General features: G+C 70.4%; 24 protein-coding genes. 15 read left to right on the forward strand and 9 right to left on the reverse strand.

The features are described from left to right. Window positions 1-12: 12 nt before the first annotated feature. The 3 genes from ABD951_RS18345 to ABD951_RS18355 all read right to left on the reverse strand — a co-directional run bounded on the left by ABD951_RS18345 (window position 13) and on the right by ABD951_RS18355 (window position 3078). Window positions 13-333: an EthD family reductase gene (locus ABD951_RS18345; RefSeq protein WP_345348115.1), complete on the reverse strand. Its 321-nt coding sequence runs from the start codon at window positions 331-333 to the stop codon at window positions 13-15. Next, on the reverse strand, window positions 330-2384 hold the full coding sequence (gene paaZ, locus ABD951_RS18350) for a phenylacetic acid degradation bifunctional protein PaaZ (protein ID WP_345348118.1): 2055 nt from the start codon (window positions 2382-2384) through the stop codon (window positions 330-332). Before paaZ ends, ABD951_RS18345 begins: the two co-directional genes overlap by 4 nt. A gap of 79 nt (window positions 2385-2463) precedes the next feature. Then, window positions 2464-3078: a TetR/AcrR family transcriptional regulator gene (locus tag ABD951_RS18355; protein ID WP_345348121.1), complete on the reverse strand. Its 615-nt coding sequence runs from the start codon at window positions 3076-3078 to the stop codon at window positions 2464-2466. Between the two features lie 208 nt (window positions 3079-3286). Here ABD951_RS18355 and ABD951_RS18360 point away from each other — a divergent pair, with 208 nt between their 5' ends. From ABD951_RS18360 to ABD951_RS18405, 10 genes are all read left to right on the forward strand, one after another. After that, window positions 3287-4012 carry an enoyl-CoA hydratase/isomerase family protein gene (locus ABD951_RS18360; protein WP_345348124.1) on the forward strand — a complete coding sequence of 242 codons (726 nt, stop codon included), beginning with the start codon at window positions 3287-3289 and terminating at the stop codon, window positions 4010-4012. 25 nt (window positions 4013-4037) lie between these two features. Beyond that, on the forward strand, window positions 4038-4922 hold the full coding sequence (locus ABD951_RS18365; protein WP_345348127.1) for a 3-hydroxyacyl-CoA dehydrogenase family protein: 885 nt from the start codon (window positions 4038-4040) through the stop codon (window positions 4920-4922). A gap of 12 nt (window positions 4923-4934) precedes the next feature. Next, window positions 4935-5738, forward strand: a complete 804-nt coding sequence (locus ABD951_RS18370; protein WP_345348130.1) for an enoyl-CoA hydratase/isomerase family protein — start codon at window positions 4935-4937, stop codon at window positions 5736-5738. Between the two features lie 85 nt (window positions 5739-5823). Next, on the forward strand, window positions 5824-6774 hold the full coding sequence (gene paaA, locus ABD951_RS18375; RefSeq protein ID WP_345348133.1) for a 1,2-phenylacetyl-CoA epoxidase subunit PaaA: 951 nt from the start codon (window positions 5824-5826) through the stop codon (window positions 6772-6774). Next, complete coding sequence (paaB, locus tag ABD951_RS18380; RefSeq protein WP_345348136.1) at window positions 6774-7088, forward strand: 1,2-phenylacetyl-CoA epoxidase subunit PaaB; 315 nt, start codon at window positions 6774-6776, stop codon at window positions 7086-7088. The genes paaA and paaB overlap by 1 nt, the downstream gene beginning before the upstream one ends. A gap of 10 nt (window positions 7089-7098) precedes the next feature. After that, window positions 7099-8016, forward strand: coding sequence for a 1,2-phenylacetyl-CoA epoxidase subunit PaaC (gene paaC / locus ABD951_RS18385; protein WP_345348139.1), 918 nt, complete (start codon window positions 7099-7101; stop codon window positions 8014-8016). 10 nt (window positions 8017-8026) lie between these two features. Then, window positions 8027-8539, forward strand: coding sequence for a 1,2-phenylacetyl-CoA epoxidase subunit PaaD (gene paaD, locus ABD951_RS18390; RefSeq protein WP_425569895.1), 513 nt, complete (start codon window positions 8027-8029; stop codon window positions 8537-8539). Window positions 8540-8541: 2 nt separating this feature from the next. Beyond that, window positions 8542-9639, forward strand: coding sequence for a 1,2-phenylacetyl-CoA epoxidase subunit PaaE (gene paaE / locus ABD951_RS18395; protein WP_345348145.1), 1098 nt, complete (start codon window positions 8542-8544; stop codon window positions 9637-9639). A 28-nt stretch (window positions 9640-9667) separates the two neighbouring features. Beyond that, window positions 9668-10960 carry a phenylacetate--CoA ligase PaaK gene (gene paaK / locus ABD951_RS18400; RefSeq protein WP_345348148.1) on the forward strand — a complete coding sequence of 431 codons (1293 nt, stop codon included), beginning with the start codon at window positions 9668-9670 and terminating at the stop codon, window positions 10958-10960. A 354-nt stretch (window positions 10961-11314) separates the two neighbouring features. After that, window positions 11315-12292, forward strand: a complete 978-nt coding sequence (locus tag ABD951_RS18405) for a patatin-like phospholipase family protein (protein ID WP_345348151.1) — start codon at window positions 11315-11317, stop codon at window positions 12290-12292. Between the two features lie 45 nt (window positions 12293-12337). Here ABD951_RS18405 and pepN read toward each other — a convergent pair whose 3' ends face one another. Continuing rightward, window positions 12338-14836: an aminopeptidase N gene (gene pepN / locus ABD951_RS18410; protein ID WP_345348154.1), complete on the reverse strand. Its 2499-nt coding sequence runs from the start codon at window positions 14834-14836 to the stop codon at window positions 12338-12340. Between the two features lie 198 nt (window positions 14837-15034). On the opposite strand from pepN, the gene ABD951_RS18415 reads away from it, so the two are divergent. The 4 genes from ABD951_RS18415 (at window position 15035) to ABD951_RS18430 (ending at window position 16988) form a co-directional block, all read left to right on the forward strand. Further along, window positions 15035-15193, forward strand: coding sequence for a hypothetical protein (locus ABD951_RS18415; RefSeq protein ID WP_345348157.1), 159 nt, complete (start codon window positions 15035-15037; stop codon window positions 15191-15193). A gap of 92 nt (window positions 15194-15285) precedes the next feature. Then, window positions 15286-16065 (forward strand): enoyl-CoA hydratase, encoded by a 780-nt coding sequence (locus ABD951_RS18420; protein WP_345348160.1) that lies wholly within the window; start codon window positions 15286-15288, stop codon window positions 16063-16065. 107 nt (window positions 16066-16172) lie between these two features. Then, window positions 16173-16484 (forward strand): integration host factor, actinobacterial type, encoded by a 312-nt coding sequence (mihF, locus tag ABD951_RS18425; RefSeq protein ID WP_345348163.1) that lies wholly within the window; start codon window positions 16173-16175, stop codon window positions 16482-16484. A gap of 114 nt (window positions 16485-16598) precedes the next feature. Beyond that, window positions 16599-16988, forward strand: coding sequence for a DUF732 domain-containing protein (locus ABD951_RS18430; protein ID WP_345348166.1), 390 nt, complete (start codon window positions 16599-16601; stop codon window positions 16986-16988). 105 nt (window positions 16989-17093) lie between these two features. Here ABD951_RS18430 and ABD951_RS18435 read toward each other — a convergent pair whose 3' ends face one another. The 4 genes from ABD951_RS18435 to ABD951_RS18450 form a co-directional block, all read right to left on the reverse strand. After that, window positions 17094-17984: an LLM class flavin-dependent oxidoreductase gene (locus ABD951_RS18435; protein ID WP_345348169.1), complete on the reverse strand. Its 891-nt coding sequence runs from the start codon at window positions 17982-17984 to the stop codon at window positions 17094-17096. 97 nt (window positions 17985-18081) lie between these two features. Next, a complete protein-coding gene (locus tag ABD951_RS18440; RefSeq protein WP_345348172.1) occupies window positions 18082-19209 on the reverse strand; it encodes an NDMA-dependent alcohol dehydrogenase in 1128 nt (375 codons plus the stop codon). A 180-nt stretch (window positions 19210-19389) separates the two neighbouring features. Then, window positions 19390-21108: a cutinase family protein gene (locus tag ABD951_RS18445; RefSeq protein WP_345348175.1), complete on the reverse strand. Its 1719-nt coding sequence runs from the start codon at window positions 21106-21108 to the stop codon at window positions 19390-19392. A gap of 102 nt (window positions 21109-21210) precedes the next feature. Beyond that, window positions 21211-22083, reverse strand: coding sequence for a fumarylacetoacetate hydrolase family protein (locus tag ABD951_RS18450; RefSeq protein ID WP_345348178.1), 873 nt, complete (start codon window positions 22081-22083; stop codon window positions 21211-21213). Between the two features lie 132 nt (window positions 22084-22215). On the opposite strand from ABD951_RS18450, the gene ABD951_RS18455 reads away from it, so the two are divergent. Next, entirely contained in the window at window positions 22216-22881 is a 666-nt protein-coding gene (locus ABD951_RS18455) for a GntR family transcriptional regulator (protein ID WP_345348181.1), read from the forward strand. 204 nt (window positions 22882-23085) lie between these two features. Here the strand turns inward: ABD951_RS18455 and bla are convergent, their stop codons facing one another. Continuing rightward, the gene (gene bla, locus ABD951_RS18460; RefSeq protein WP_345348997.1) at window positions 23086-23832 is read right to left on the reverse strand and encodes a class A beta-lactamase; all 747 of its coding nucleotides are present in this window, start codon (window positions 23830-23832) and stop codon (window positions 23086-23088) included. Window positions 23833-24069 lie beyond the last annotated feature (237 nt).

The raw sequence follows: 24069 nt of genomic DNA on the forward strand, positions 1-24069 counted from the left end.
TCCGTGCGAACGTCACGAGCAGCTCCCGACGGACTGCTCCTCCTGCGTGAACATCGTGACGCCACCGGTGGCGAAGTTGCGCACGTCCCTCCCCGCCGCCGTCATCTCCGTCGACGCCAGCCCCGCACTCATGGTGGCCGCGTCGGGAAACTCGAGCCGGGCCACCATGTGGTACCGGGGCTCGCCGCCGCCGAGGGCCGCGCACCGGCCCCACGTGAGCCGGGACAGGCCGGGGACGGCCCGCGCCAACGGGAGGTGCACGTCGCGGTAGTACGCCTCGAACGCGTCCGGGTCCTCGGGCCGGCCGTAACAGACCACGACCACGGCGGTCATCGCGCCGCTCCCGTCTCGGCGTCGCCCTTGGCGACGAGGGTGAGCACGTCGTACGTCGCGACCGCGGCACCGTTCTGGTTCGTCACGACGGCGTCCCAGCGGACCTCCCCGTAGTCGGCGCTGCTGCGCGGGGTGATCTGCTTGGCGGTGAGCGTGACGGTGAGGCTGTCGTCGGCCTTGACCGGGGTGAGGAACCGCAGGCCGTCGACGCCGAAGTTCGCGAGCACCGGACCCGGGTTCGGTTCGACGAACAGTCCGGCCGCGAGCGAGACGACCAGGTAGCCGTGCGCGACGATGCCACCGAACAGCGGGTTGGCGGCGGCCGCCTCGGGGTCGGTGTGGGCGTAGAAGGTGTCGCCGGTGAACTCGGCGAAGTGGTCGATGTCGGCGCGGGTGACCTGTCGCGGACCGCCGACGACGGTGTCACCGATCCGCAGTTGCGCGAGGTTCTTCCGGAATGGGTGGACGCCGTCGTCGAAGCGCTGCGCACCGGCGACCCACCGGTTGCCGATCGCGGTGAGGACGTCGGGGGTGCCCTGGATCGCGGTCCGCTGCATGTGGTGCAGGACGCCGCGGATGCCGCCGAGCTCCTCGCCGCCGCCGGCCCGGCCGGGACCGCCGTGCACGAGCACCGGGAGCGGGGATCCGTGTCCGGTCGACTCCTTCGCGTCCTCCCGGTCGAGGACGAGGATCCGGCCGTGGAACGGGGCGACACCGAGCACGATCTTCCGGGCGAGACCCGGGTCGCGGGTGACCAGCGAGGCGACCAGGCTGCCCTTGCCGCGGGCGACGAGCTCGATCACCTCGTCGGTGGAGTCGTAGCCGATCACGGTGCTGACCGGACCGAACGCCTCGATCTCGTGGGGCTCGACGGCGTCCTTGTCGTCGCAGCGCAGCAGGATCGGCGGCAGGAAGGCGCCGGTCCGACGGTCCGCGCCGACCACCTCGAAGTCGTCCGGGTCGCCGACCACGATGCGGGCCGACTTCTGCAGGCCGCGCAGGGACTTGAGGACCTCGTCACGCTGTTCGAGGCTCGCGAGAGCACCCATCGTGACGCCCTCGGCGGCGGGATCACCGACGACGACCCGGCCCAGCCGCTCCCCCACCGCGGCGACGACGTCGTCGACGAGCGCGGTGGGCACGAAGGCGCGCCGGATCGCGGTGCACTTCTGGCCCGCCTTCACGGTCATCTCGGCGACGAGTTGCTTGACGTAGAGGTCGAATTCGTCGGTGCCGGGCACCGCGTCGACGCCGAGGATCGAGGCGTTGAGCGAGTCGGCCTCGGCGGTGAAGTGCACGCCCGCACCGACGACGTTCGGGTGCGCGCGGAGGGTGGCGGCGGTGTCCGCGGATCCGGTGAACGCCACCGAGTCCTGGCCGCCGAGGTGGTCGAGCAGCCCGCGGGCGCTACCGCACAGCAGCTGCACCGAACCCTCGGGCAGCAGACCCGACTCGATGATCCGGCGGAACACCAGTTCGGTGAGGTACGCGGTCTGGCTGGCCGGCTTCACGATGCTCGGGACACCGGCGATGAACGCCGGCGCCAGCTTCTCCAGGAAGCCCCACACCGGGAAGTTGAACGCGTTGATCTGGACGGCGACGCCACGCCGCGACGTGTACAGGTGCTGACCGAGGAAGGTGCCCTTCTTCCCCAGCACCTCCGGTTCGCCGTCGAGGTGGACGGTGTCGTTGGGCAGCTCGCGCCGGGCCTTGCTCGCGTAGCTGAGCAGAGTGCCGATGCCGCCGTCGATGTCGACGGCCGAGTCCCGGGTCGTGGCGCCGGTCGCGGTCGACAGCGCGTAGAACTCGGCCTTGCCGGCCATCAGCGTCAACGCCACCGCCTTCAGCGCCAGGGCCCGTTCGTGGAAGGTGAGCTCGGCGAGCGCGGGCCCCCCGACCTCGCGGGCGTGGGTGACCATCTCGGCGAGATCGAGCCCGGTCGAGGAGATCCGGGCGACCTCGTGGCCGTCCGTCGCCGAGAGCAGCGGGGTGCCCTGATCGGGCGCGCTGTACCAGCGTCCGGCGACGTAGCTTTCCAACAACTTGCTCACGACGACTCCAATTCACCGTACGTTCGGTCGGTAATTAGCATCGTCACGTCACCGGGAGGATGTCAAGGGTCGGCGGCCCTCAGCCCTCCCGGCGGAGTCCGTCGAAGGTCAGCTCGACCACCGCGTCCGCGAGCTCGCGAACCGACTCGCCGGAACGCGGGCGGTACCACTCGATCAGCGAGTTGACCATGCCGAACACCAGCCGGCTCGTCAGCGCGGGGTCGATGCCGGGCCGCAGGTCACCCTCCTTCGCGGCCTCCACCACGAGCATGCTGACGAAGTCGTCGAACTCGCGCCTGCGCGCCAACGCGGCCCGCTCGACCTTGGTGTTCCCGCGGACCCGGAGCAGGAGGGTGACGTACGGGAGCTCGGCGACCAGCACCTCGACGCTGCGCCGCACCAGGTACTCGAGCCGTTCGAGGTAGGGACCACTGGTCGCCCCGGCCTCCGTGGTGACCGCGAACAGCGCGTTCAGGGCACGGGCGAGGGCCAGGTCCAGCAGCTCCTCCTTGCCCGAGACATGGTGGTAGATGGACGACTTGGTGATCCCGAGCTTCTGCGCGAGCGCTTCCATGCTGGTGCCGTCGTAACCCCGCTCGTTGAACACCTTCACCGCAACGGCGAGGAGGGAGTCGAGGTCGTATCCGGGCCGGCCCGGCTGCCCGGTCCGCCGCGGTGCACGTGCTGTCGTCATGCCACACATCCTCCCAGCCCCGGCCCGCGGTGTCCCCGATCCCACACCCATCCTTGCCAACCGACCGAAGGTTCGGTAATTATTGAGGCAATTCAGGTGCCGCCGCTTCCGGGGCGGCGACCATGACGGCCGGTGGAGTGTGCGCACGCGCTGGGCGCGCCGGCGGGGACGGCCGCACACTGGTACCGAGACGAGGAACGAAGCGACCATGAGCACGATCCGCATCGACGACCGCGACGACCGGATGATCGTCACCCTCGATCGGCAGGCGCAACGCAACGCGATCAACGCGGCGATGATCGCCGAACTGCACGAGGTGTGCACGGTGCTCGAGCGCACGCCGAAGCCGCTGCTGCTGACCGGCGCGGGTGACCACTTCGCCGGCGGAGCCGACATCGCGGAACTGCGCGACCGCGGACGCGACGAGGCCTTCGCCGGCATCAACCGCACGCTCTTCGACCGGATCGGCCGGCTGCCGATGCCCACCGTCGCCGCGGTCAGCGGCTACGCGCTCGGTGGCGGAGCCGAACTGTCCTACGCGTGCGACATCCGGATCGCGACCGAGACCGCGGTCTTCGGCAACCCGGAACCCGGCCTGGGGATCATGGCCGCGGCCGGCGCCAGCTATCGACTGCCCGAACTCGTCGGGAAGTCCGTCGCGAAACAGGTGTTGCTCGCCGGACGGAACCTCGACGCCGAGGCCGCGCTGCGGACCGGTCTCGTCATGGACGTGGTGCCCGCCGGGGCACACGTCGACGCCGCCCACACGGTGATCGACCGCATCGGCCGTTCCTCGCCGCTCGCCCTGCGCCTGACCAAGGTGATCGTCGACGCACCGGGCACACACCCGTTCGCGGACGACATCGCCCAGGCGGTGCTGTTCGAGAGCAGCGACAAGCACGCCCGGATGACCGCGTTCCTCGACAGAACATGACACACACGAGACGACGGAGACACCCATGACCCAGCCAGATCCCTCCCGGACCGTCCCCGACGCGGCCGTGCCCGCACGTGTCGGGGTCGTCGGCGGCGGCCGCATGGGCGCCGGGATCGCCCAGGTCTTCGCGACCCTCGGCTCCGCCGTCACCATCGCCGAGACCGGGGACCGGCAGGCGGCCCTGACCCGGGTGTCCGACGGCCTCGCGCGCGCCCACGAACGCGGCAGTCTGGGCGGCGCCGACCCGGCGGCCGTTCTCGGCCGGGTGTCGACGGTCGCCGCCCCGGACGAGCTGCCTGCCGCGCTGGACCTCGTCGTCGAGGCCGTCCCCGAGTTCGTGGACCTCAAGCTCGCCGTCCTGACCTCGGTGGAGAAGACCGTCGACGCCGGCACCGTGATCGCGAGCAACACCAGCTCGATCTCGATTGCCGAACTCGGTGCGGCACTGAACGATCCGACCCGACTGATCGGCATGCACTTCTTCAACCCGGTACCCGCGTCCGCACTCGTCGAGATCGTCCGGGCGCCGGCCACCGCCGCCGCGGTGCTCGACCGGGTGCGCGGCTGGGTGGCGGGCCTCGGCAAGACCGAGGTGCTCGTCAACGACTCCCCCGGTTTCGCGACCAGCCGGCTCGGCGTGTGCCTGGGGCTCGAGGCGATCCGGATGCTCGAGGAGGGTGTCGCCGACGCCGAGTCCATCGATCGCGCCATGGAGCTGGGCTACCGGCACCCGATGGGCCCGCTGCGTTCCACGGACCTGGTCGGACTCGACGTCCGGCTGGCGATCGCCGAACACCTCGAGCGCACACTCGGGCCGCGATTCGCGCCGCCCGCTCTGCTCCGCGAGAAGGTCGCCCGCGGCGAACTCGGCCGCAAGACCGGCCGCGGGTTCTTCGACTGGACATAGGAGGACGGACACGTGAACAGCACCGACACAACCGATTCCACCGTCACCGTGACCGTGGACGCGGGGTTGGCGACGATCACCCTGCACCGCGTCGGCGCCTCGAACGCGCTCGACGTCGCCACCAAGACCGCACTCCGCGGCGCCGTCCTGGCGGTCGCCGCCGACGACGCGGTGCGCGCGGTGCTCCTCGCGGCCGACGGCCGGCACTTCTGCGTCGGCCAGGACCTCGACGAGCACGTCGCCGGGCTCGACGCCGACCCGGCGCACGCGATGGACACCGTTCGCCTGCACTACAACCCGCTGATCGAGGCGCTGGCCGCGGTCCGGGTGCCGGTGGTGGTCGCGATCAACGGGGCGTGCGTCGGCGCCGGTCTCGGCCTCGCGCTGGCCGGCGACATCCGGGTCGCCGGTGAGAGCGCGACGTTCGCCACCGCGTTCGCCGGCATCGCTCTGGCCGCCGACTCGGGACTGAGCCACACCCTGGTGCGGGCACTGGGCGCGAGCCGCGCCGCCGGGCTGCTGATGCTCGGTGACCGGTTCACCGCGGCGCAGGCACTCGACTGGGGCCTCGTCCACCGGGTCGTGCCCGACGCCGATCTCGCCGAGGCGGCCCGCACCGTGGCGCGTCGCCTCGCGGACGGCCCGACTGCCGCCTACACCCAGGTCAAGGCGCTGGTGTCGGCGTCGGCACCGGGGCTCACGGACGCGCTGGAGCGCGAGCAGCGGGCGCAGGAGGCCCTGGGCGCGACCGCCGATCACCGGAACGCGGTCGACGCGTTCCTCGCCAAGCGCCGGCCGGTGTTCCAGGGCCACTGACCCGTCCCGACGCCCGCCCTTGTGCGGGGCGTCACACCGATGCATACTAATACCGACCGAATATTCGGTAATTGAGGCAGGACAGATGACCGCATCACCCACCGTCGCCGAGCCGGAGCGCTCCTTCGAGGCGGCGATCGCCGCCGACCAGCGGATCGAGCCACGCGACTGGATGCCCGACGGCTACCGCAGGACCCTGATCCGGCAGATCGCCCAGCACGCGCACTCCGAGATCATCGGCATGCAGCCCGAGGGGAACTGGCTGACCCGCTCCCCGTCGCTGCGCCGCAAGGCCATCCTGATGGCGAAGGTGCAGGACGAGGCCGGTCACGGCCTGTACCTGTACTCGGCCACCGAGACGCTCGGCGCCGACCGCGCCGAGCTCACCGGCATGCTCATCGAGGGCAGGCAGAAGTACTCGTCGATCTTCAACTACCCCACCCTCACCTACGCCGACGTCGGCGTCATCGGCTGGCTCGTCGACGGCGCCGCGATCTGCAATCAGGTGCCGCTGTGCCGCAGCTCCTACGGTCCCTACGCGCGGGCGATGATCCGGGTCTGCAAGGAGGAGTCGTTCCACCAGCGGCAGGGATTCGAGCTGCTCGCGACGATGATGCGCGGCACCGCCGAACAGCGGAAGATGGTGCAGGAGGCCGTGAACCGCTGGTGGTGGCCCGCTCTGATGATGTTCGGGCCCCCGGACGACCGGTCCCCCAACTCGGCGCAGTCGATGGCCTGGCGGATCAAGAGGCACACGAATGACGAACTGCGGCAACGGTTCGTCGACATGTCCGTCCCGCAGGCCGAGGCGCTCGGCGTCACGTTCCCGGACCCCGACCTGACGTGGAACGCCGAGCGCGGATCCTACGACTTCGGCGATCCCGACTGGAGCGAGTTCATGCAGGTCATCGGCGGCAACGGCGCCTGCAACGTGGAGCGCATCGCGAACCGCCGGGCCGCCCACGAGAACGGAGCCTGGGTGCGCGAGGCCGCGACGGCCTTCGCCCGCAGGGAGAGCACGAAGGAGAACGCGTGATGAGCGCAGACGAGACCCGCGCCGGCAAGATCCGGGCGGAGTGGCCGCTCTACGAGGTGTTCCTGCGCGGCAAGCGCGGCCTCAACCACGTACACGTCGGGTCGCTGCACGCCGCGGACGGCGAGATGGCCCTGCGACACGCCCGCGACGTGTACACGCGCCGCAACGAGGGCGTGAGCATCTGGGTGGTGCCCTCCGCCTCGATCATCGCGTCCAGCCCGTCGGAGAAGGACCCGTTCTTCGCGCCGAGCGGCGACAAGGTGTACCGCCACCCCACGTTCTACGAGATCCCCGACAACGTTCCCCACATGTGAGGCACCGACGATGATCGACCACGACAACGCCTACGAGGGCCTCGTCGACGAGGACAGCCACGGCCAGTGGGCCTTCGGCACGAGCTTCGACGACCCGCTGGCCGGCGTCGACACCACCGTGCCCGAGGACGTCGACCTCGCGGCGCTGGCCGCGTACTGCCTGATGCTCGGCGACGACTCCCTCGTCAGCGCGCAGCGGCTCACCGAATGGTGCACGCGGGCACCGGAACTCGAGGAGGAGGTCGCGCTCGCCAACATCGGTCTCGACCTGCTGGGACAGGCCCGGCTGTTGCTGGCCCGCGCGGCCGCCGCCGACCCGGCGGTCGTGCCGCACATCTCGGACACCTCGCCGATTCCGGCCGAGGACGCGCTCGCGTTCTTCCGGGACCAGGACGGCTTCCGCAACGTGCGCCTCGCCGAACTCGACAACGGCGACTTCGCGCGCACCGTGGTCCGGCTGCTGGTGTTCGCGACCTGGCGACTGGCGATCTTCGACCGACTGCGCACCTCCCGCGACCCGGTGCTGGCCGCGGTCGCGGTCAAGGGGGTCAAGGAACTCACGTACCACCGCGACTACGCCGCGCGCTGGGTGGTGACCCTCGGCTACGGCACACCGGAGTCGCGGGCCCGCACCGAGGCCGCGCTCACCCAGGTGTGGCCGTTCGTCGACGAGCTGTTCGCACCGACGGCCGAGGAACTGACCCTCGCCGCGTCCGGGGTCGCGGTGGACCCGCGGGACGTTCGAGGCGAGTTCGACGCGGTCCTGCAGCAGGTGCTGCACGCGGCGGAGCTGACCGCGCCGACGGGCCGCACCGTCGGCACCGTCGGCGGCCGAGCCGGGCGCCAGGGCCTGCACACCGAGGCGCTGGGCCTGCTGCTCGCCGAGATGCAGTCCGTGGCGCGGGCCCACCCGGAAGGAGTGTGGTGACGTGTCCACCATCGACGTCGACACGGGCACGGTGACCCGCGCACGCCGCCTCGCGGAGTCCGTCCCCGACCCCGAGATGCCGATGCTCACGCTCGCGGACCTCGGGGTGCTCCGCGAGGTCACCGCGACCGGCGAAGCGGTGGTCGTGACCCTGACCCCGACCTACTCCGGCTGCCCCGCGATGGCGACCATGCGCGACGACGTCGAGCATCGTCTCCGCGACGCCGGATTCACGAACGTCGACGTGCGAACCACGCTGTCACCGCCGTGGAGCTCGGACTGGATCACCGCGGACGGTCTGCGCAAGCTGCGCGAGCACGGCTACTCGACCCCGGGGCCGGCGCCGCGTCGCACCGCGGGGCCGATCCCGCTGACCCTGACCGCGCGGCCCCGGGCGATCACCTGCCCGGTGTGCCGCTCGACGAACACCCGACTCGACGCCGAGTTCGGAGCGACGCTGTGCAAGGCCCTGTACCGGTGCCTGGACTGCCTCGAACCCTTCGATCACGTGAAGGAAATCTGATCATGACCTCCGCCGTCACCGCCCGCTCCCGGACCGCCGCACGCAGCAGGGCGTTCCACACCCTGACCGTCGCGGACGTCGAGACCCTGTGTGACGACGCCGTCGCCGTCACCTTCGAGGTGCCCGACGACCTCACCGACGAGTTCGACTTCGGCCCCGGCCAGTCGCTGACACTGCGGCGCACGGTCGACGGCGTCGAACACCGGCGGACCTACTCGATCTGCGCGCCGGCGGGCGACGCACCGCGGGTCGGGGTGCGGCTGGTCTCGGACGGCCTGTTCTCCACGTGGCTGGTGCGTCAGGTGCGCCGCGGGGACCGGATCGACGTGCAGGGTCCGAGCGGCACCTTCGTCGCCGACCCGGCGGCCGGCGGCCGCCATGTGCTCGTCGCCGCCGGCTCCGGCATCACCCCGGTGCTCTCCATCGCCTCCTCGATGCTCGCGAACCCGGACGCGGAAGTCGTTCTGCTCTACGGCAACCGGCGGACCCGGTCGGTGATGTTCGCCGAGGAGATCGCGGACCTCAAGGACCGGTACGGGGCGCGGTTCGAGGTGCTGCACGTGCTCTCCCGCGAGCCTCGCGAGGTGGAACTCTTCAGCGGTCGCCTCGACGCGCAGCGCCTGCGGACGATCTTCGAGTCGGTGCTGCCGTACCGGGAGGTCGATCACTTCTGGCTGTGCGGCCCGTACGGGATGGTCACCGACGCCGAGACCGTGCTCGGCGATCTCGGCGTCGACAGGAGCCGGATCCACCACGAACTGTTCTTCGTCGACGACGTCCCGCCGCCGTTGGAGACGCACCGCGAACCGGGGATCGCAGGCCCGAGCAGCGAGGTCACCGTGATCCTGGACGGCCGATCCACCACCGCGACGCTCCCCCGCGACGAGACGATCCTCGACGCCGCCGAGAAGTACCGCTCCGACCTGCCGTTCGCGTGCAAGGGCGGAGTGTGCGGAACCTGCCGCGCGCAGGTCACGTGCGGCGACGTCGACATGCGCCGCAACTACGCGCTCGAGGACGACGAGGTCGCCGCCGGATTCGTGCTCACCTGCCAGACGTATCCGGTCGGTGACGCCGTCACCGTCGACTTCGATGCCTGACCATCCTCACGAGCCCTCGGGAGACCACATGACCGCGACCGCCACACCGAAGCAGGACATCGAATTCGCCAGTCGGGACCGGATTTCCGCGCTGCAGCTGGAGCGCCTGCGCTGGTCCCTCACCCACGCCTTCGAGAACGTCCCGCACTACCGGCAGGCGTTCGACGCGGCCGGGGTGCACCCGACCGACCTGAAGGACCTGTCGGATCTGGCGAAGTTCCCGTTCACGGCGAAGGCGGACCTGCGGGCGAACTACCCGTTCGGGATGTTCGCCGTTCCGCAGGAGCGGGTGTCGCGGATCCACGCCTCGTCCGGCACCACCGGGCGACCGACCGTCGTCGGGTACACCGCACGCGACCTCGACAACTGGGCCGATCTGGTGGCTCGCAGCCTGCGTGCCGGTGGCGTCAAGCCCACCGACAAGGTGCACGTCGCCTACGGCTACGGGTTGTTCACCGGCGGGCTCGGGGCACACTACGGCGCGGAACGGCTGGGCTGCACCGTGATCCCGATGTCCGGCGGCATGACCGAACGGCAGGTCCAGCTGATCCAGGACTTCCGGCCTGACGCGATCATGGTCACGCCGTCGTACATGCTCACGCTCGTGGACGCGATGGTCGCCCGCGGCATCGACCCGGCGAGCACGTCGCTGCGCACCGGCGTCTTCGGCGCCGAACCGTGGACCGAGGAGATGCGGTCCGAGCTCGAGCGGCGACTGGACATGGACGCCGTCGACATCTACGGGCTGTCCGAGGTGATGGGCCCCGGCGTCGCGATGGAGTGCGTCGAAACCAAGGACGGCCTGCACATCTGGGAAGACCACTTCTATCCGGAGGTCATCGACCCGGTCACCGGTGAGGTGCTGCCCGACGGCGAGGAGGGCGAGCTCGTCTTCACCTCGCTGACCAAGGAGGCGATGCCGGTCGTCCGCTACCGGACCCGGGACCTGACCCGCCTGCTGCCCGGCACCGCCCGCACGATGCGCCGGATGCAGAAGGTCACCGGCCGCACCGACGACATGATCATCCTTCGCGGGGTCAACCTGTTCCCCACCCAGATCGAGGAGCTGATCCTCACGATCCCGGCGCTGGCGCCCCAGTTCCAGTGCGTCCTCGATCGGCCCGACCGGATGGACCGGCTCACGGTCCGGGTCGAAGCCCGCCCGGACGCCGACGCCGACTCCCGGGGCCGTGCCGCGGCCGATCTGACGAAGGCCGTGAAGAACCGGATCGGCGTCAGCGTCGTCGTGGACGTGACCGATCCCGCCGCACTGGAACGCTCGATCGGCAAGGCGCGCAGGCTGATCGACAACCGCGGCTGATCGCCCGGCCCGCGGCGTGTCATCCGGCTCGTCACGAACGACGGACCTGCCGCGTTCGGATTCCGCAGCACTGGGACGGCGTCGCCCGGTCGATCCCGGGACAGCCGGTGCCCGGCACACCACGGGTGTCTCACCCGGCCCGGGCAACCGCACAGCGAGTGCGCGACCGGCATGATGCGATCGCGCACTCGCGCCGTCGGCGTGTTAGCGTCGTGGCGATCGTGACCTGTCGGCAGGAGGTGAGACCCGTGAACGCAGTATCCGCACTGGGTGCTCCCCTGCAATCCACGATCGCGCGACTGAACTAGTCGCCACCGGGAGCGCCCACCAGGCAATCCGCGAAAGGCGACTCCCATGGACACAACACCTTCTTCAAGTCTGCCTGTCACCTCGACGACGGTCTCCGACCAGGATCAGCCCCAGGTCGACGCCACAAAGCGGGTGCGCGCCGCGGATGAGCGAGCGCTGGTTCTCGGTGGCGGCGGATCGACAGGCAATGCGTGGCTGATCGGCGTCATCGCCGGCCTGTTCGACGCCGGGCTGGACGTGACCACAGCCGACCTGACCGTCGGGACGTCCGCCGGTTCCACGGCAGCGGCCCAGCTGGCCGGCGCGACGCCGACCGAACTGCTTGCCGCCATCCTCGCCGCGGCGCCCCCACAACGGACCGGTCCGGTCGGATCCGACGCCGGACGGGCTCCGATCACGGCGGCTGCGGACCACATGGAGAGAACGAGCACGATCATCGCCGCCGCCGAGGATGCGGCGGACATGCGCCGCAGAATCGGCGCGGCGGCACTCGACACGGATGCGGCGTCGGACGGCTCCCGGCACACGCGGTGGCGCGCGACCGTCGCCGCGCGGCTGCCCAGTCAGCACTGGCCGCGACGAGCGGTGCTCGTCACGGCGGTCGATGCCCGGACGGGTGAACCGGTCGTGTTCGACCGTCACACCGGAGTCGACCTGGTGGACGCCGTCGCCGCCAGCTGTTCCAGTGGCGTCGCCTACAGGATCGGGGACAACCGATACATCGACGGCGGCTACCGACGCAACGAGAATGCCGATCTGGCAGCCGGATACGGGCGGGTGCTGGTGCTGTCACCGTTCGCCGGCAGATCGCGGCATCCGCTGGACTGGGGCATGCAGCTCGCGGCGCAGGTCGACGAGCTACGAGCCCGCGGCAGCAGAGTCGAAACGATCTTCCCGGACAGCGACTCCGAGCACATGTTCGGCGCCAATGCGATGGATCTGTCGCTGCGTCCACCTGCTGCTCGAGCCGGTTACAACCAGGGCAGAGTTCTCGCCGAGCCGCTCACCGAATTCTGGCGCTGACGCCCACGGAACCGGTCGACTCGACAGTCCCCGGCCTGCATCGCATCAGTCGAGACCCGTCACCGCCGCGCGCACCCGCAGGTCCCGGGCCAGGTGGTCGCGCTGTTCGACGACCAGCCGGCGCAGCGCCGCCGGCGCATCGCCCTGCGCGGCGAGCCAGTCGTCGACGGCGTCCAGGGAGTCGGACGCCGGGAAGAGGCCGACGACGATTCGTCTCGCGATCTCGATGCTGCGCCGCGCCCAGACCTCGGCGATCGAGGCGAAGTAGGCGTCGTCGTGGCGAGCGAGGAGGTCGCGGCGCTCGCCGGCCCGGAAGCCCCCGATCGTCGCGTCGAGGTGGTCGTTGGTCAGGGTCGTGTCGGTCAGCGCGGACACCCATGCGGCCGCCTTCACGTCGGGGTCCGGCCGGGCGGTCAGGGCGCGCAGGTGGGCGGTGCGGCCGGACGCGGTGCCGTCGCCGGCCAGTTCGGCGTCCAGGTCCCCGGCGTCGGCGTGTCCGGTGGCGGCGAGCGCCGTCCACAGCAACCAGCGCAGGTCGGGGTCGAGCGTCAGTCCGTCCGGTGCGGCCGTGTCACCGTCGAGGATTCCCCGGACGTCGGCGGCGAACCGGTCGTCGACGGTGGCGGCCGCGGCGACCGCGCGGACCCACACCAACTGCGCCCCGGATCCCGGTTCGGCGGACCACAGTGCCGCCCAGCAGGATTCGAGCCACTCCCCGCGCCAGAGGTCCCGGTCCCCGTCGGGCAGGTAGTGCCCGACCGCGAACGCGGCATTGGTGGTCGCCGCGGTGAGCAGGGCGATGTTCGACTCGGCCGGCGCGAACGCACGCACGACACCGAGATAGCGACGCGGGTCGAGCTCACCGTCGCGGGTTGCGTTCCACAGCGCCGACCAGATCAGGCCGCGGGCCAGCGGATCCACCACCCGATCCAACGACCGTTCCACCGTGGCCAGCGATTCGGCGTCGAGCCGCACCTTCGCGTAGGTCAGGTCGCCGTCGTTGAGCAGCCGCAGCGGCGCGTCCGGCAGCGCGACCGGGGTGTGCGCCTCGACCAGGTCGACCTCCACACGGTCCCGCCGGACCAGGTCACCGTTCTCGTCGAAGTCGTAGAGACCGACCGCCAGCCGGTGCGGACGCGGATCGGTCTGCACGATCACCACCCCGTCGGGTCCGGGCTCGACCGACAGCGTGGACACCCCGGTGGTCTGCAGCCACGCCCGCGCCCACCCGTCCAGGTCACGCCCGGACGATGCGGAGAGTTCGGCCAGCAGATCCGCGAGAGTGGTGTTGCCGTAGGCGTGTTCGCGGAAGTAGCGGCGCGCGCCCGCGAAGAACGCGTCCCGCCCGACGTACGCGACGAGCTGTTTGAGCACGCTGGCGCCCTTGGCGTAGGTGATGCCGTCGAAGTTCAGCTTCGCCGTCTCGAGGTCGACGATGTCCGCGACGATCGGGTGCGTGGTGGGCAACTGATCCTGCGAATACGCCCACGCCTTACGCCGATTCGCGAACGCCACCCACGCGTCGGACCACTCGGTGGCCTCGGCGCTCGCGAGCGCACCCATGTAGTCGGCGAAGGACTCCTTGAGCCACAGGTCGTCCCACCACACCATCGTCACCAGGTCGCCGAACCACATGTGCGCCATCTCGTGCAGGATCGTGTTGGCGCGCCCCTCGTACTGCGCGGCGGTCGCGGCACCGCGGAACACGTAGGCCTCCGTGAACGTCACGCAGCCGGGGTTCTCCATCGCGCCCAGGTTGTATTCGGGCACGAACACCTGGTCGTACTTGCCCCACGGGTACGGATGGTCGAAGTGCTCGGCGAAGAAGTCCAGTCCCTGCCGGGTGACCTCGAGGATCGTGTCGGCGTCCAGGTACGGCGCGAGCGACGCCCGGCACAGCACTCCGAGCGGGACCGTGAGATCGTCTCTGCTCCATTCGGATTCCACACGGTGGTACGGCCCGGCGACGATCGCGGTGATGTAGGTGGAGATCGGGAGGGTGGGCGAGAACTCCACCCTCCGCCGGTCTCCGTTCTCCACCCGGGCCGCGACGGGCCGGTTCGAGACCACTTCCCAGCCGGTCGGTGCGGTCACCGCGAACGTGAACGGCGCCTTCATGTCCGGCTGCTCGAAGCACGCGAACACCCTCCGGGCGTCGGCCGGCTCGTACTGGGTGTACAGGTAGGTCTGCCCGTCGACGGGGTCGACGAAGCGGTGCAGCCCCTCCCCCGAGCGACTGTAGGCACCGGTGGCACGGACGACGACGGTGTTCGACCCGGCCAACCCCTGCAGTGTGATCCGCGCGCCGTCGTACTCGACGTCGACCGCGGTTCCGTTGACGGTGACCGACTCGACCGACGCACCCACGAAGTCGAGCCACGTCTCCCCGGCCGTGGCGTCGAACTCCATGGCCGTGGTGGTCGCGAAGCCCGGGTTCGCGGGGTTCGGCGCATCGCCGAGGTCCAGCTCGACACGGTAGGCGCGGACGGTGACCGCCGCGGCACGGGCGGCGGTCTCGGCACGGGTCAGGTTTGCGGTGCTCACCGCGTCGATCCTGCCAGTGCCGACGCGCCGGACAGCTCCGGACAACTCCACAGACCGCGGGAAACCACCGTCCACCCGGGTTTCACCCGCGAAGGGCGAGCCGTCGAGGATCCCCGTCGCGGTGAGGCAACAGTCACAGCCGAGCCATATACCCCCATGGGTATTATTGCGGGGACCACCCGATCGAGAGGACCCACCATGTGCCAGCCCACTCCCTGTACCCGCTGCGGCAAGACCACCTGGGCCGGGTGCGGCAACCACGTCGACGACGTCATGCGTCACGTCCCCGTCGCCCAGCGCTGCACCTGCGAGCGCCCCGCCGCGGGCGGGTTCCTGCGGTCGCTGCTGCGCCGCTGACCCACGGCGTTCCCCCCTTTCGGGGGAGGCCCGGTGCGTCCGTGTCGTCGTAGCATCGACGAAGGGGCGAGCGACCGAGGAAGAGGTGCGTCATGGACCACGCTGTCAGGACCGACACCGACGCCGAGGCCGGCATCGGCACCATCGTCCTGAACCGTCCGAAGCAGCGAAACCCGCTGTCCACCAGCGTGATGCAGGAGGTCACGGCGGCACTGCGCGAGCTGTCCGCGGACACCGCGGTACGCGCGGTCGTGATCGCCGCCGACGGCCCGGTGTTCTCCGCCGGACACGACCTGTCCGAGATGGTCGACCGCACCCTCGACGAGGAACGGGCGATCTTCGACGTGTGCGTCGAGATGATGGAGACCGTCCAGCAGATCCCGCAGCCGGTGATCGCGGCCGTCCAGGGTCCCGCGATCGCGGCCGGCTGCCAGCTCGCGGCGTCGTGCGACCTGGTGGTCGCGTCGGAGAACGCCGTGTTCGGGACACCCGGCGTGCGGATCGGGCTGTTCTGCTCGACACCGATGGTGGCGTTGAGTCGCTCGGTGGGGCGCAAGCGGGCGATGCAGATGCTGCTGACCGGCGAGACGATCGACGCGCACACCGCCGCCGACTGGGGCCTGGTGAACCTCGTCGTCGCAGCGGACGACCTCGACGCGCAGGTGCGCGCCCTGATCGCGAAGATCGTCGGAGCGAGCCCCCTGACGCTGCAGATCGGCAAGCAGGCGTTCTACCGGCAGATCGACCTCCCGCAGGACGGCGCGTACACCGCGATGGCCGAGACGATGGCCACCAACGCGGTCACCTGCGACGCACAGGAGGGCATGGCGGCGTTCCTGGAGAAACGGACACCGGTGTGGCGCGGCAAGTGACCGGGCCGCGCGACCGCGACACGCGGGAACGTCGGTACCGCGATTCACGGCTACGGCAGTTCTAGCCTGTGGTTCTGGCCCCCGGTAACCGGAGAGAGAGGCTCACCATGGCACTGCCCACCCTGACCCCCGAACAGCGCGCAGCGGCCCTCGAGAAGGCGGCCGCGTCCCGCAAGGCCCGTTCTGCGCTCCGCGAGGAGCTGAAATCCGGCAAAGTGAGCCTCGTGGACGTCCTCGACAAGGCGGACACGGACGAGCTCGTCGGCAAGACCAAGGTGCTGTACCTGCTCGAGTCGCTGCCGAAGGTCGGCAAGGTCAAGGCCCGCGAGCTGGCCGAATCGGTCGGCATCGCCGAGACCCGCCGCGTTTCCGGGCTCGGCGCCCGGCAGCGCGCGGACCTGCTGGCCAAACTGGCCTGATCGGACCACGCGTCGGGCCCGGCATCCACCCGGATGCCGGGCCCGCGTGCACTCGAGGCACGTTTCGGCGGACCGCACATTGCGGCCCCCACCGTGTCGCTAGTATGCCCGATCATGTGGGTGAACAACTCTGGCCGGAAAGTCCGATTCCGGAAGCCGGGCAAACGATTTGGGACCGCGACGGCAGTCGGGCTCGCGGCCGTCGGCCTGCTCGCCGGATGCGGCTCGTCGGCCTCGGATTCGGACTCACCCGACAAGGGTTATCTGCGCGAGGTCGCCGTCGCGGCCGTTCCCTTCGACAGCGATGCGGTGGCAGTGAGCGTGGGTCACAGCATGTGCGACGCCATCGAACGCGCGGTCCAGAGCGGACGGAGCGTGGCCGACGCGAAGACGATCGCCAAGCACCAGTCCGGCAGCTCGGGCACCTACAGCGAGTATCAGACCACGACGATCGTGGTCGCCGCGGTGGCGTCCTACTGCCCGGAGTACACGAGCGCCAAGTGAGCTCCGGCGTCGTCGCCCGGTACGGGTCACCCGGGTCGTGCCGACAAGGTCACGTGGCACCGGCCGAGTCGATCGGTCTACCGTCCGGCGCAGGTGCCCATCGCATCACCGCGTCTCGGCGACGGCCGCGCGCACGCCCGGCGCGACCTCCTCGCCGAAGATCCGCAGCGTGGTCGGATCGTCCGACGCCAGGATGTAGGTGCCGAATCCGAGCTCGAGGGTCATCTCGGTGAGTCGCTCGACCCACCGCCGTGGCGGCCCGGACAGCAGGCCGTTGCCGGCGTCGTCGAATCGGCCGCCGATGTTGAGCAGGCGACGGATGTCGGCGGGGCGGCGCCCGGCCTCCTCGGCCGCGGCGTCGAGAATCTCGTTGGCGCGCACGATGCCGCGCATGTCGGAGAGGTACGCCAGCGACGGCAGCCACCCGTCGGCCTTCCGCCCGATCAGCCGCAGCATCCGCGGCTTGTACGCCCCGATCCAGATGCCGATGTCGTGGGCGGGAGCCGGACCGCGTTTGGCACCGGAGACGCGGTAGTACGCGCCGTCGACCTGCAGCCGCTCCCGGGTGCCGGTGTCCCAGATCCCGCGGATGACATCGATCGCCTCACCGAGCGCGTCGACGGACTGTCCCGGACTGAGCCGGCGACCACCCATCGCCGCGATGGCGTCCCAGAATCCGCCTGCCCCGATGCCCAGTTCGAACCGTCCGCCGGATAACAGGTCGAGGCTCGCGGCGGCCCGCGCGATCACCGCCGGTGGCCGCAGCGGCAGGTTGAGCACGTTCGCCGACAGGTGGACACGCTCGGTCCTGGCCGCCGCGTAGCTCAGCAACGTCCAGGTGTCGAGGAATGCGGGCTGGTACGGGTGGTCCTGGAACGTCACCAGGTCCAGTCCGGCGGCCTCGGACGCCTCCGCGAGTGCGACCGCCCGCTGCGGATCGGCGCTGCTGGGCGTGACGAACGAGCCGAATGTCAGGCGGTGACCGTGGTCGGGCATGTCGCGGACCCCCGTCCGTCGTGACACTCAGCGGGCCGCGGTGCGGGTGCGCCCTCGCGGCACCCGCACCGCCCTTCCGCTCCCACGGTAGTCGGGGTCAGCGGTCCGCGTCGGTGTAGCGGATGACACCGCGGATGTTGCGTCCCTCCAGCATGTCCCGGTAGCCGTCGTTGATCTGCTCGAGCCGGTACTGCCGGGTGACCATGTCGTCGAGGTTGAGTTTGCCGGCCTTGTACAGGGACAGCAGGAGGGGGATGTCGTAGTGCGGGTTGGACCCGCCGAAGATGCTGCCCTGCAGATTCTTCTGCAGCAGGGTCAGCATCGACAGGTTCAGCGTGACCTTGTTCTCGACCAGGCTCCCCATCGCGGTCAGCACCACGGTGCCGGCCTTCGACGTGATCCCCATCCACAGGTCGACGTCCTCGCCGTGCACCTCGCCGACGGTGACGATCGTCTTCTTCGCCATTCCGGCGGCCGTGATCTCGGCGATCGGGCCTGCCGCCTCCTCGACGCTGGCGAAGGTGTGGGTGGCGCCGAACTTCAACGCCTGTTCGCGCTTCCACTCGACCGGGTCGATCGCGAAGATGAAGCGGGCACCGGAGTTGGCGGCGCCCTGCAAGGCCGAGATGCCCACCCCGCCGAGTCCGACGATCGCGACGTCCTCACCGGGCCGGATCTGCGCGGTGTGCGTGGCCGAGCCGTAACCGGTGGTCACACCGCAACCGACGAGGCACGCGACCTCGAACGGGATCGACGGGTCGATCTTGACCACCGAACTCTGGTGCACCACCAGGTACGGCGAGAACGTGCCGAGCAGGGTCATCGGGTAGACGTTCTGTCCCCGTGCCTGGACGCGGAAGGAGCCGTCGCTGACCGAGGCGCCTCCCAGCAGGTACATGCCGAGGTCGCAGAGGTTGCGCAGACCGGCCTGACAGGACGGGCACTTGCCGCAGGACGGGATGAACGAGAGCACCACGTGGTCGCCGACCGCGACATCCTCGACGCCCTCACCGACCTCGGTGACGATGCCGGCGCCCTCGTGACCGCCCAGGACCGGAAACCCGGCCATCGGAATGCCGCCGGTGACCAGATGGTGGTCGGAGTGGCACATGCCCGACGCTTCCATCTGTACCTTGACCTCGCCCTTGCGCGGGTCGCCGATCTCGATCTCCTCGATCGACCACGGCTGATTGAAATCCCAGATCAACGCGCCCTTGGTCTTCATTGCGCACCTGCTCTCGTCGTCGACAGTCGGGAAGGCCAGACTAGACATGCATTCGGACGAGTGTCCGGTGTTTGCCGAGGCCGGGAGTCATGTGGCGCACGGCGGGTCGCGCGAATCGCGGCACCCGGGGCGGCCCGCCCGGTGGGCGCCGCGGTCCTCACGGCCGGTGCGGCAGGTCGGCTATCCCGCGGCCTTCGCCGCCGCCGTCGGCGTCGGGGTGGGGGCCACGGTCGTCGTGGGCGTGCTCTGACCCGACACGTCCTTCGGCGGTGCCGACGCGGCCTCCACGTCCTTCGTGGTCGCCGCCCCCGCGGTCGTCGCGGTGGCGGACTCCGGGCTCGTCGGGGACGTGCCGATCCCGTCGGTCGCGGTCGCGCTGCCCGCCGTCGTGGTCGCGGGGGCGGTCGTCTTCTCGACGTCGTCCGTCGCGGAATCGGTTGTCGCCGACGTGGTCGCGGTCGCGGAGGTCGTGGTGGATTCGGTCGTCGTGGTCGTCGTGGTCGTCGTGGTCGTGGTCGTGGTGGCCGGCGCGGGCGTGGTCGCGCTCGGCTTCGCGGGGGTCACGACCGGCTTGCCCTCCTGCGCCTGCTGCGCCAGCTGGGTCAGCCACTGCGCGGCGTATTCCGCCGAGGTGAGGGGCTTGCCGTCGCCGGGGCTGGTGTCGCGCCAGTAGTCGAAGTGGTGCCCGGTGTCCGGGCCGAGGGTCAGCTGGTACGGGTCGCTCATCACGACCGGAATGGTGTTCTGGTTGGTGACGATCAGCCCGATGATCTCGTTGAACACCTTCTTCGGCAGGTACGCCAGCGGCGACATCTCGTCCGCCGAAATGGACTGTGCCGGAAGAGGCGTCGTGACGGCCTGGCCCGGCTTGTACGCCGGATCCGACACTGTCAGCAGCACGTCGAGGAACGTCTGGTCGCTCTGCATCCAGTCCGGCTGCGACCGGATCAGCCGGAAGGCCTCGTATCCGACGCGGCCGAGGACCACCGCGACGTCCTGACCGGCGGCCGGGGTGAATCCGTCGCGCTGGAGCGCATCGACGTTCAGCTGGCGGCCGACGTTGATCGCGAGCTGCAGCAGCGAGATGTTCTTCGGCGCCGAGCAGGTCAGGTCGCCGTCCGAGCAGAACGACGCGACCCTGCCGGCGAGTGCACCGAAGTCGGCTCCCCCGGTGCCGGTCACCGCGCCCGCCCCGGGGGTGGCCGTGGTGCCGGTCTGGTACGGGCGGTCGAACCCGTCCGGGTTGCTGAACGGGTCCGTGGCGCCCGGGAACGGGCCCTGGCCGGCGGCGCGGCCCGCGTCCGCGAAGATCACGACCCCGACGACGTTCGCCGGGTCCACGATCCCGTAGCCGTTGCCACCGTCCTGGTGCCCGATGTCCATCGCGACACGGCGGGCGACGTCGGCACCCTCGCTGTACCCGACGACGGAGAACCGGGTGTTCGGGCACGACTGCCGGATCTGCCGCATCACGGATTCGGTGTTGGCGACGCCGGTGTCGACCGCGGTCTCGTAGCTGTCCATGTTCGCGGGGTAGGCGATGTACACGGCGGCGTAGGCGTTGGGGTCGAGCGGGGTGTTGACGGCGTTGGGCGCGTTGACGACCTGGTCGATCCAGGGGCTGCTGTAGTCCCCGGACAGCGCGGCGGGCAGCGCGTTGCCGTTCGCGTCGACGAGCATCTTCGTGGTTCCGGCGACCGGGGTGTCGCTCCGGCCCGCGATGGAGACGGTGACCATGTCGTGGCACTCGGTGACCGACGAGGTGAGCTGGGTGTCGATCGGGGACGGTGGGGGCACGAACGCGAACCACGCGGTCGTGGCGGCCGCGACGCCCAGCGCCGCCGGTGCCGCCATCGCCGAGGCGATGCGGTGTCGTGCGACGAATCCCCGAAGTCCCATGACCGCTCCCCAATCGCTGGCTGTCGGACGACGCGCGGACGGCCCCCCGTGCCGTGCGTTGACGTCACGTCATGGGAGGTGTCGCGACGTTGCGATCCAGCGTTACACGGCGGGCGCGTCGACGCCGGGCGAGACAAGCGGATTCCGCATCGTTCCCACACCCTCGATCCAGCTGACGAGCGTGTCGCCGGGGCTGAGGAACTGCTGCGGGGTACGGGCCATGCCCACCCCGTCGGGGGTGCCGGTGAAGACGACGTCGCCGGGCAGCAGCGGGCACACCGACGACAGGTGGGCGATCAGAGCGGGGATCGGGAAGATCATCGCGGACGTGCGGCCCCGCTGCAGCACGTCGCCGCCGGCGAGGGAGCAGCCGATCTCGAGATCGTCGCGGTTCGGCAGTTCGTCGACGGTCACCAGTTCCGGACCCATCGGCGCGAACCCGCGGTACGACTTGGCGAGGGAGAACTGCGGCGCGGCTCCCTGGAGCTGCAGGGTGCGCTCGGAAATGTCCTGGCCGACGGTCACACCGGCGACGTGATCCCACGCCCGGTCCGCGACGACGCGGTCGCAGCGCGTGCCGATGACGACGACCAGTTCGACCTCCCAGTCCACCGTCGCCGTCGGCAGGACGATCGGCTGCTCGGGCCCGCTGATCGCGGTCGGGAACTTGGTGAACACGGCGGGGACCGGCGGCACCGCGATGCGGGACTCGGCGGCGTGGTCGGCGTAGTTGAGGCCGATTGCGAACACCTGCCGGGGACGCGGGACGGGCGCACCCCACACCGTCCGTGCGGTCACCTCGATCCGGGGACGTCCCGCGGAGTCGAGCGCGGCGGCCCATTCGGTGAACGCCGCCCACTCGTCGTAGACGGCCTGGGCGTCCGGCCCGAAGCGGCCGCCGCTCGCGGTCTCGACGTCGATGTGGCCTCCGTCGACGGCCAGTGCCAGTCGTCCGTCGATGTTCGCGACCCGCATGACGTGTCTCCTGGTGGCTCGGGGATCGGTATGCGCCGCCTGGCGCCGACCCATCGTGCACCCGAAACTGTCGACAAAGCAAGAAATTGTCGATATTTCTTGAGAATGGCGAGCAGACGGTAGGGTCGAGGGATGGGAACCGCCACTCCGACGACCCGTGCCGGCGCCGTGTACGAGCAGATCCGCGACGAGATCCTGCGCGGCGCGTTGCAGCCCGGGCAGCGGCTGCGGTTCGCCGATCTCACCGGGCGGTACGCGGTGAGCCAGTCGGTGGTGCGGGAGGCGCTGACCCGGCTGGCCGAACAGGGCCTGGCCGTCGCCCTGCCGCAGCAGGGTTTTCGCGTGGTGACACTGTCGCTGAGGGATCTCGACGACCTCACCGAGACCCGCCGCGAGATCGAGTCACTGACGTTCCGTCTCGCGGTCCGGCGCGGCGACGTGCACTGGGAGTCGGCAGTCGTGGCCGCTCACCACGTGCTGGCGTCGACCGCGGCGACCACCGCGGACGGGGCCGCGAACGCGGACTGGTTCGACACCCACGAACGATTCCACCAGGCCCTGCTCGCCGGGTGCGGCAACGACCGCCTCCTCGACGTCGCCCTGTCGCTCCGCGACGCCGCCGCCCTGTACCGGCACTGGTCCGGGCACCATGATCCCGCTCGCGACGTCGCCGCCGAGCACCGCGCGATCCTCGACGCCGCCCTCGCCCGCGATGCGGATCTCGCCGCACGCCTGCTGAGCGACCACATCGATCGAACCTCGGCCGCCCTGCGACCGGTCGCGGACGGTCACCCCTGATCCGGGCGGCCGTACCTGTTTCATCAAACCGAATTCCGGTGCGGTGACGCTTGATCGATCCGACACGCGAGGACGGACGCCGTCACGGTGTCCATTGCTGTCCGCCGCACGAAACCAGGCCCGACCGTCACCCGCTCCCGGTGACCGACTGGCCGCCGAGCACGGCGACCGGCATCGGGGTCGGCCACTCGCGCGGCCATTGGACTAACCGCGCAGCGCTCGGATCACGGCCGCGGTCGTGTCGGCGATCACCTGGTTGTTCCGCGGCGCATCCTCCCGGTTCGACAGGCTGTCGGTGAGAACTGCGAGCACAAGCGGCCTGCCGGCCGGATCCCACACCACCCCGACGTCGTTGACGGTTCCGAACCGCCCCGCGCCGGTCTTGTCGGCAGCCGTCCAGCCCGTCGGCAGGCCCGCGCGGATTCGCTTGTCGGAGGTGGTGCTGGCGCGCAGCCAGTCGACCAGCTGTGCTCGCTCGGCTGGTGCCAGCGCATCCCCGATGAGAAGCGCGCGGTATCCGTCCGCCAGTTCGCGCGTCGTCGAGGTGTCCCGGGGATCGCCGCGGAGCGCGGCATTGAGCTCGGGCTCCCAGCGATCGAGCCGCGTACTGTCGTCCCCGATGTCGCGCGCCAGCGCCGTGACTGCGGCCGGACCTCCGATCCGCTCGAGGAGTTGGTTGCCCGCGGTGTTGTCGCTGCGGGTCAGTGCGGCTTCGGCGAGTTGGCGGACGGTCATCGAGGTGCCGACTGCCGCCGAGGTCACGGGCGAATCCTCCACCAGATCAACGGGTTCGATCGCGATCGACTCCTCGAGGGAGGCGGTTCCCGCAGCGGTTCGGCGCAGCACCTCTGCGGTCGCGTAGGTCTTGAAGGTCGAGCACATGGCGAAGGGTTCGTCGGCCCGGTGATGGAATGTCTTGCCGCTGCTCGGATCGATCGCGGTGACGCCGATTCACGTTCCGTGACGCACTTCGAGCCCGGCGATGTCCGCAGCGAGTGAGTCGGATCGCATTGCTGTGGCAGGTGTTTCGAGTGCAGCTGGGTCCGCGGTTGCGGCGCAGCCCCCCACCAGCGCGGGCAGGGCGAGCCCCAGCAGACAGATGCGACGGAGGGACAGCGTGCGGGTCCGACGGTTTCGGTTTCCGGTCATGGCACACACCATGGGACTCGGATCCGCCGGACGCAAAGA

It is taken from the genome of Rhodococcus olei (assembly GCF_039540555.1).
In the GTDB taxonomy this organism is placed as follows: domain Bacteria; phylum Actinomycetota; class Actinomycetes; order Mycobacteriales; family Mycobacteriaceae; genus Rhodococcus_G; species Rhodococcus_G olei.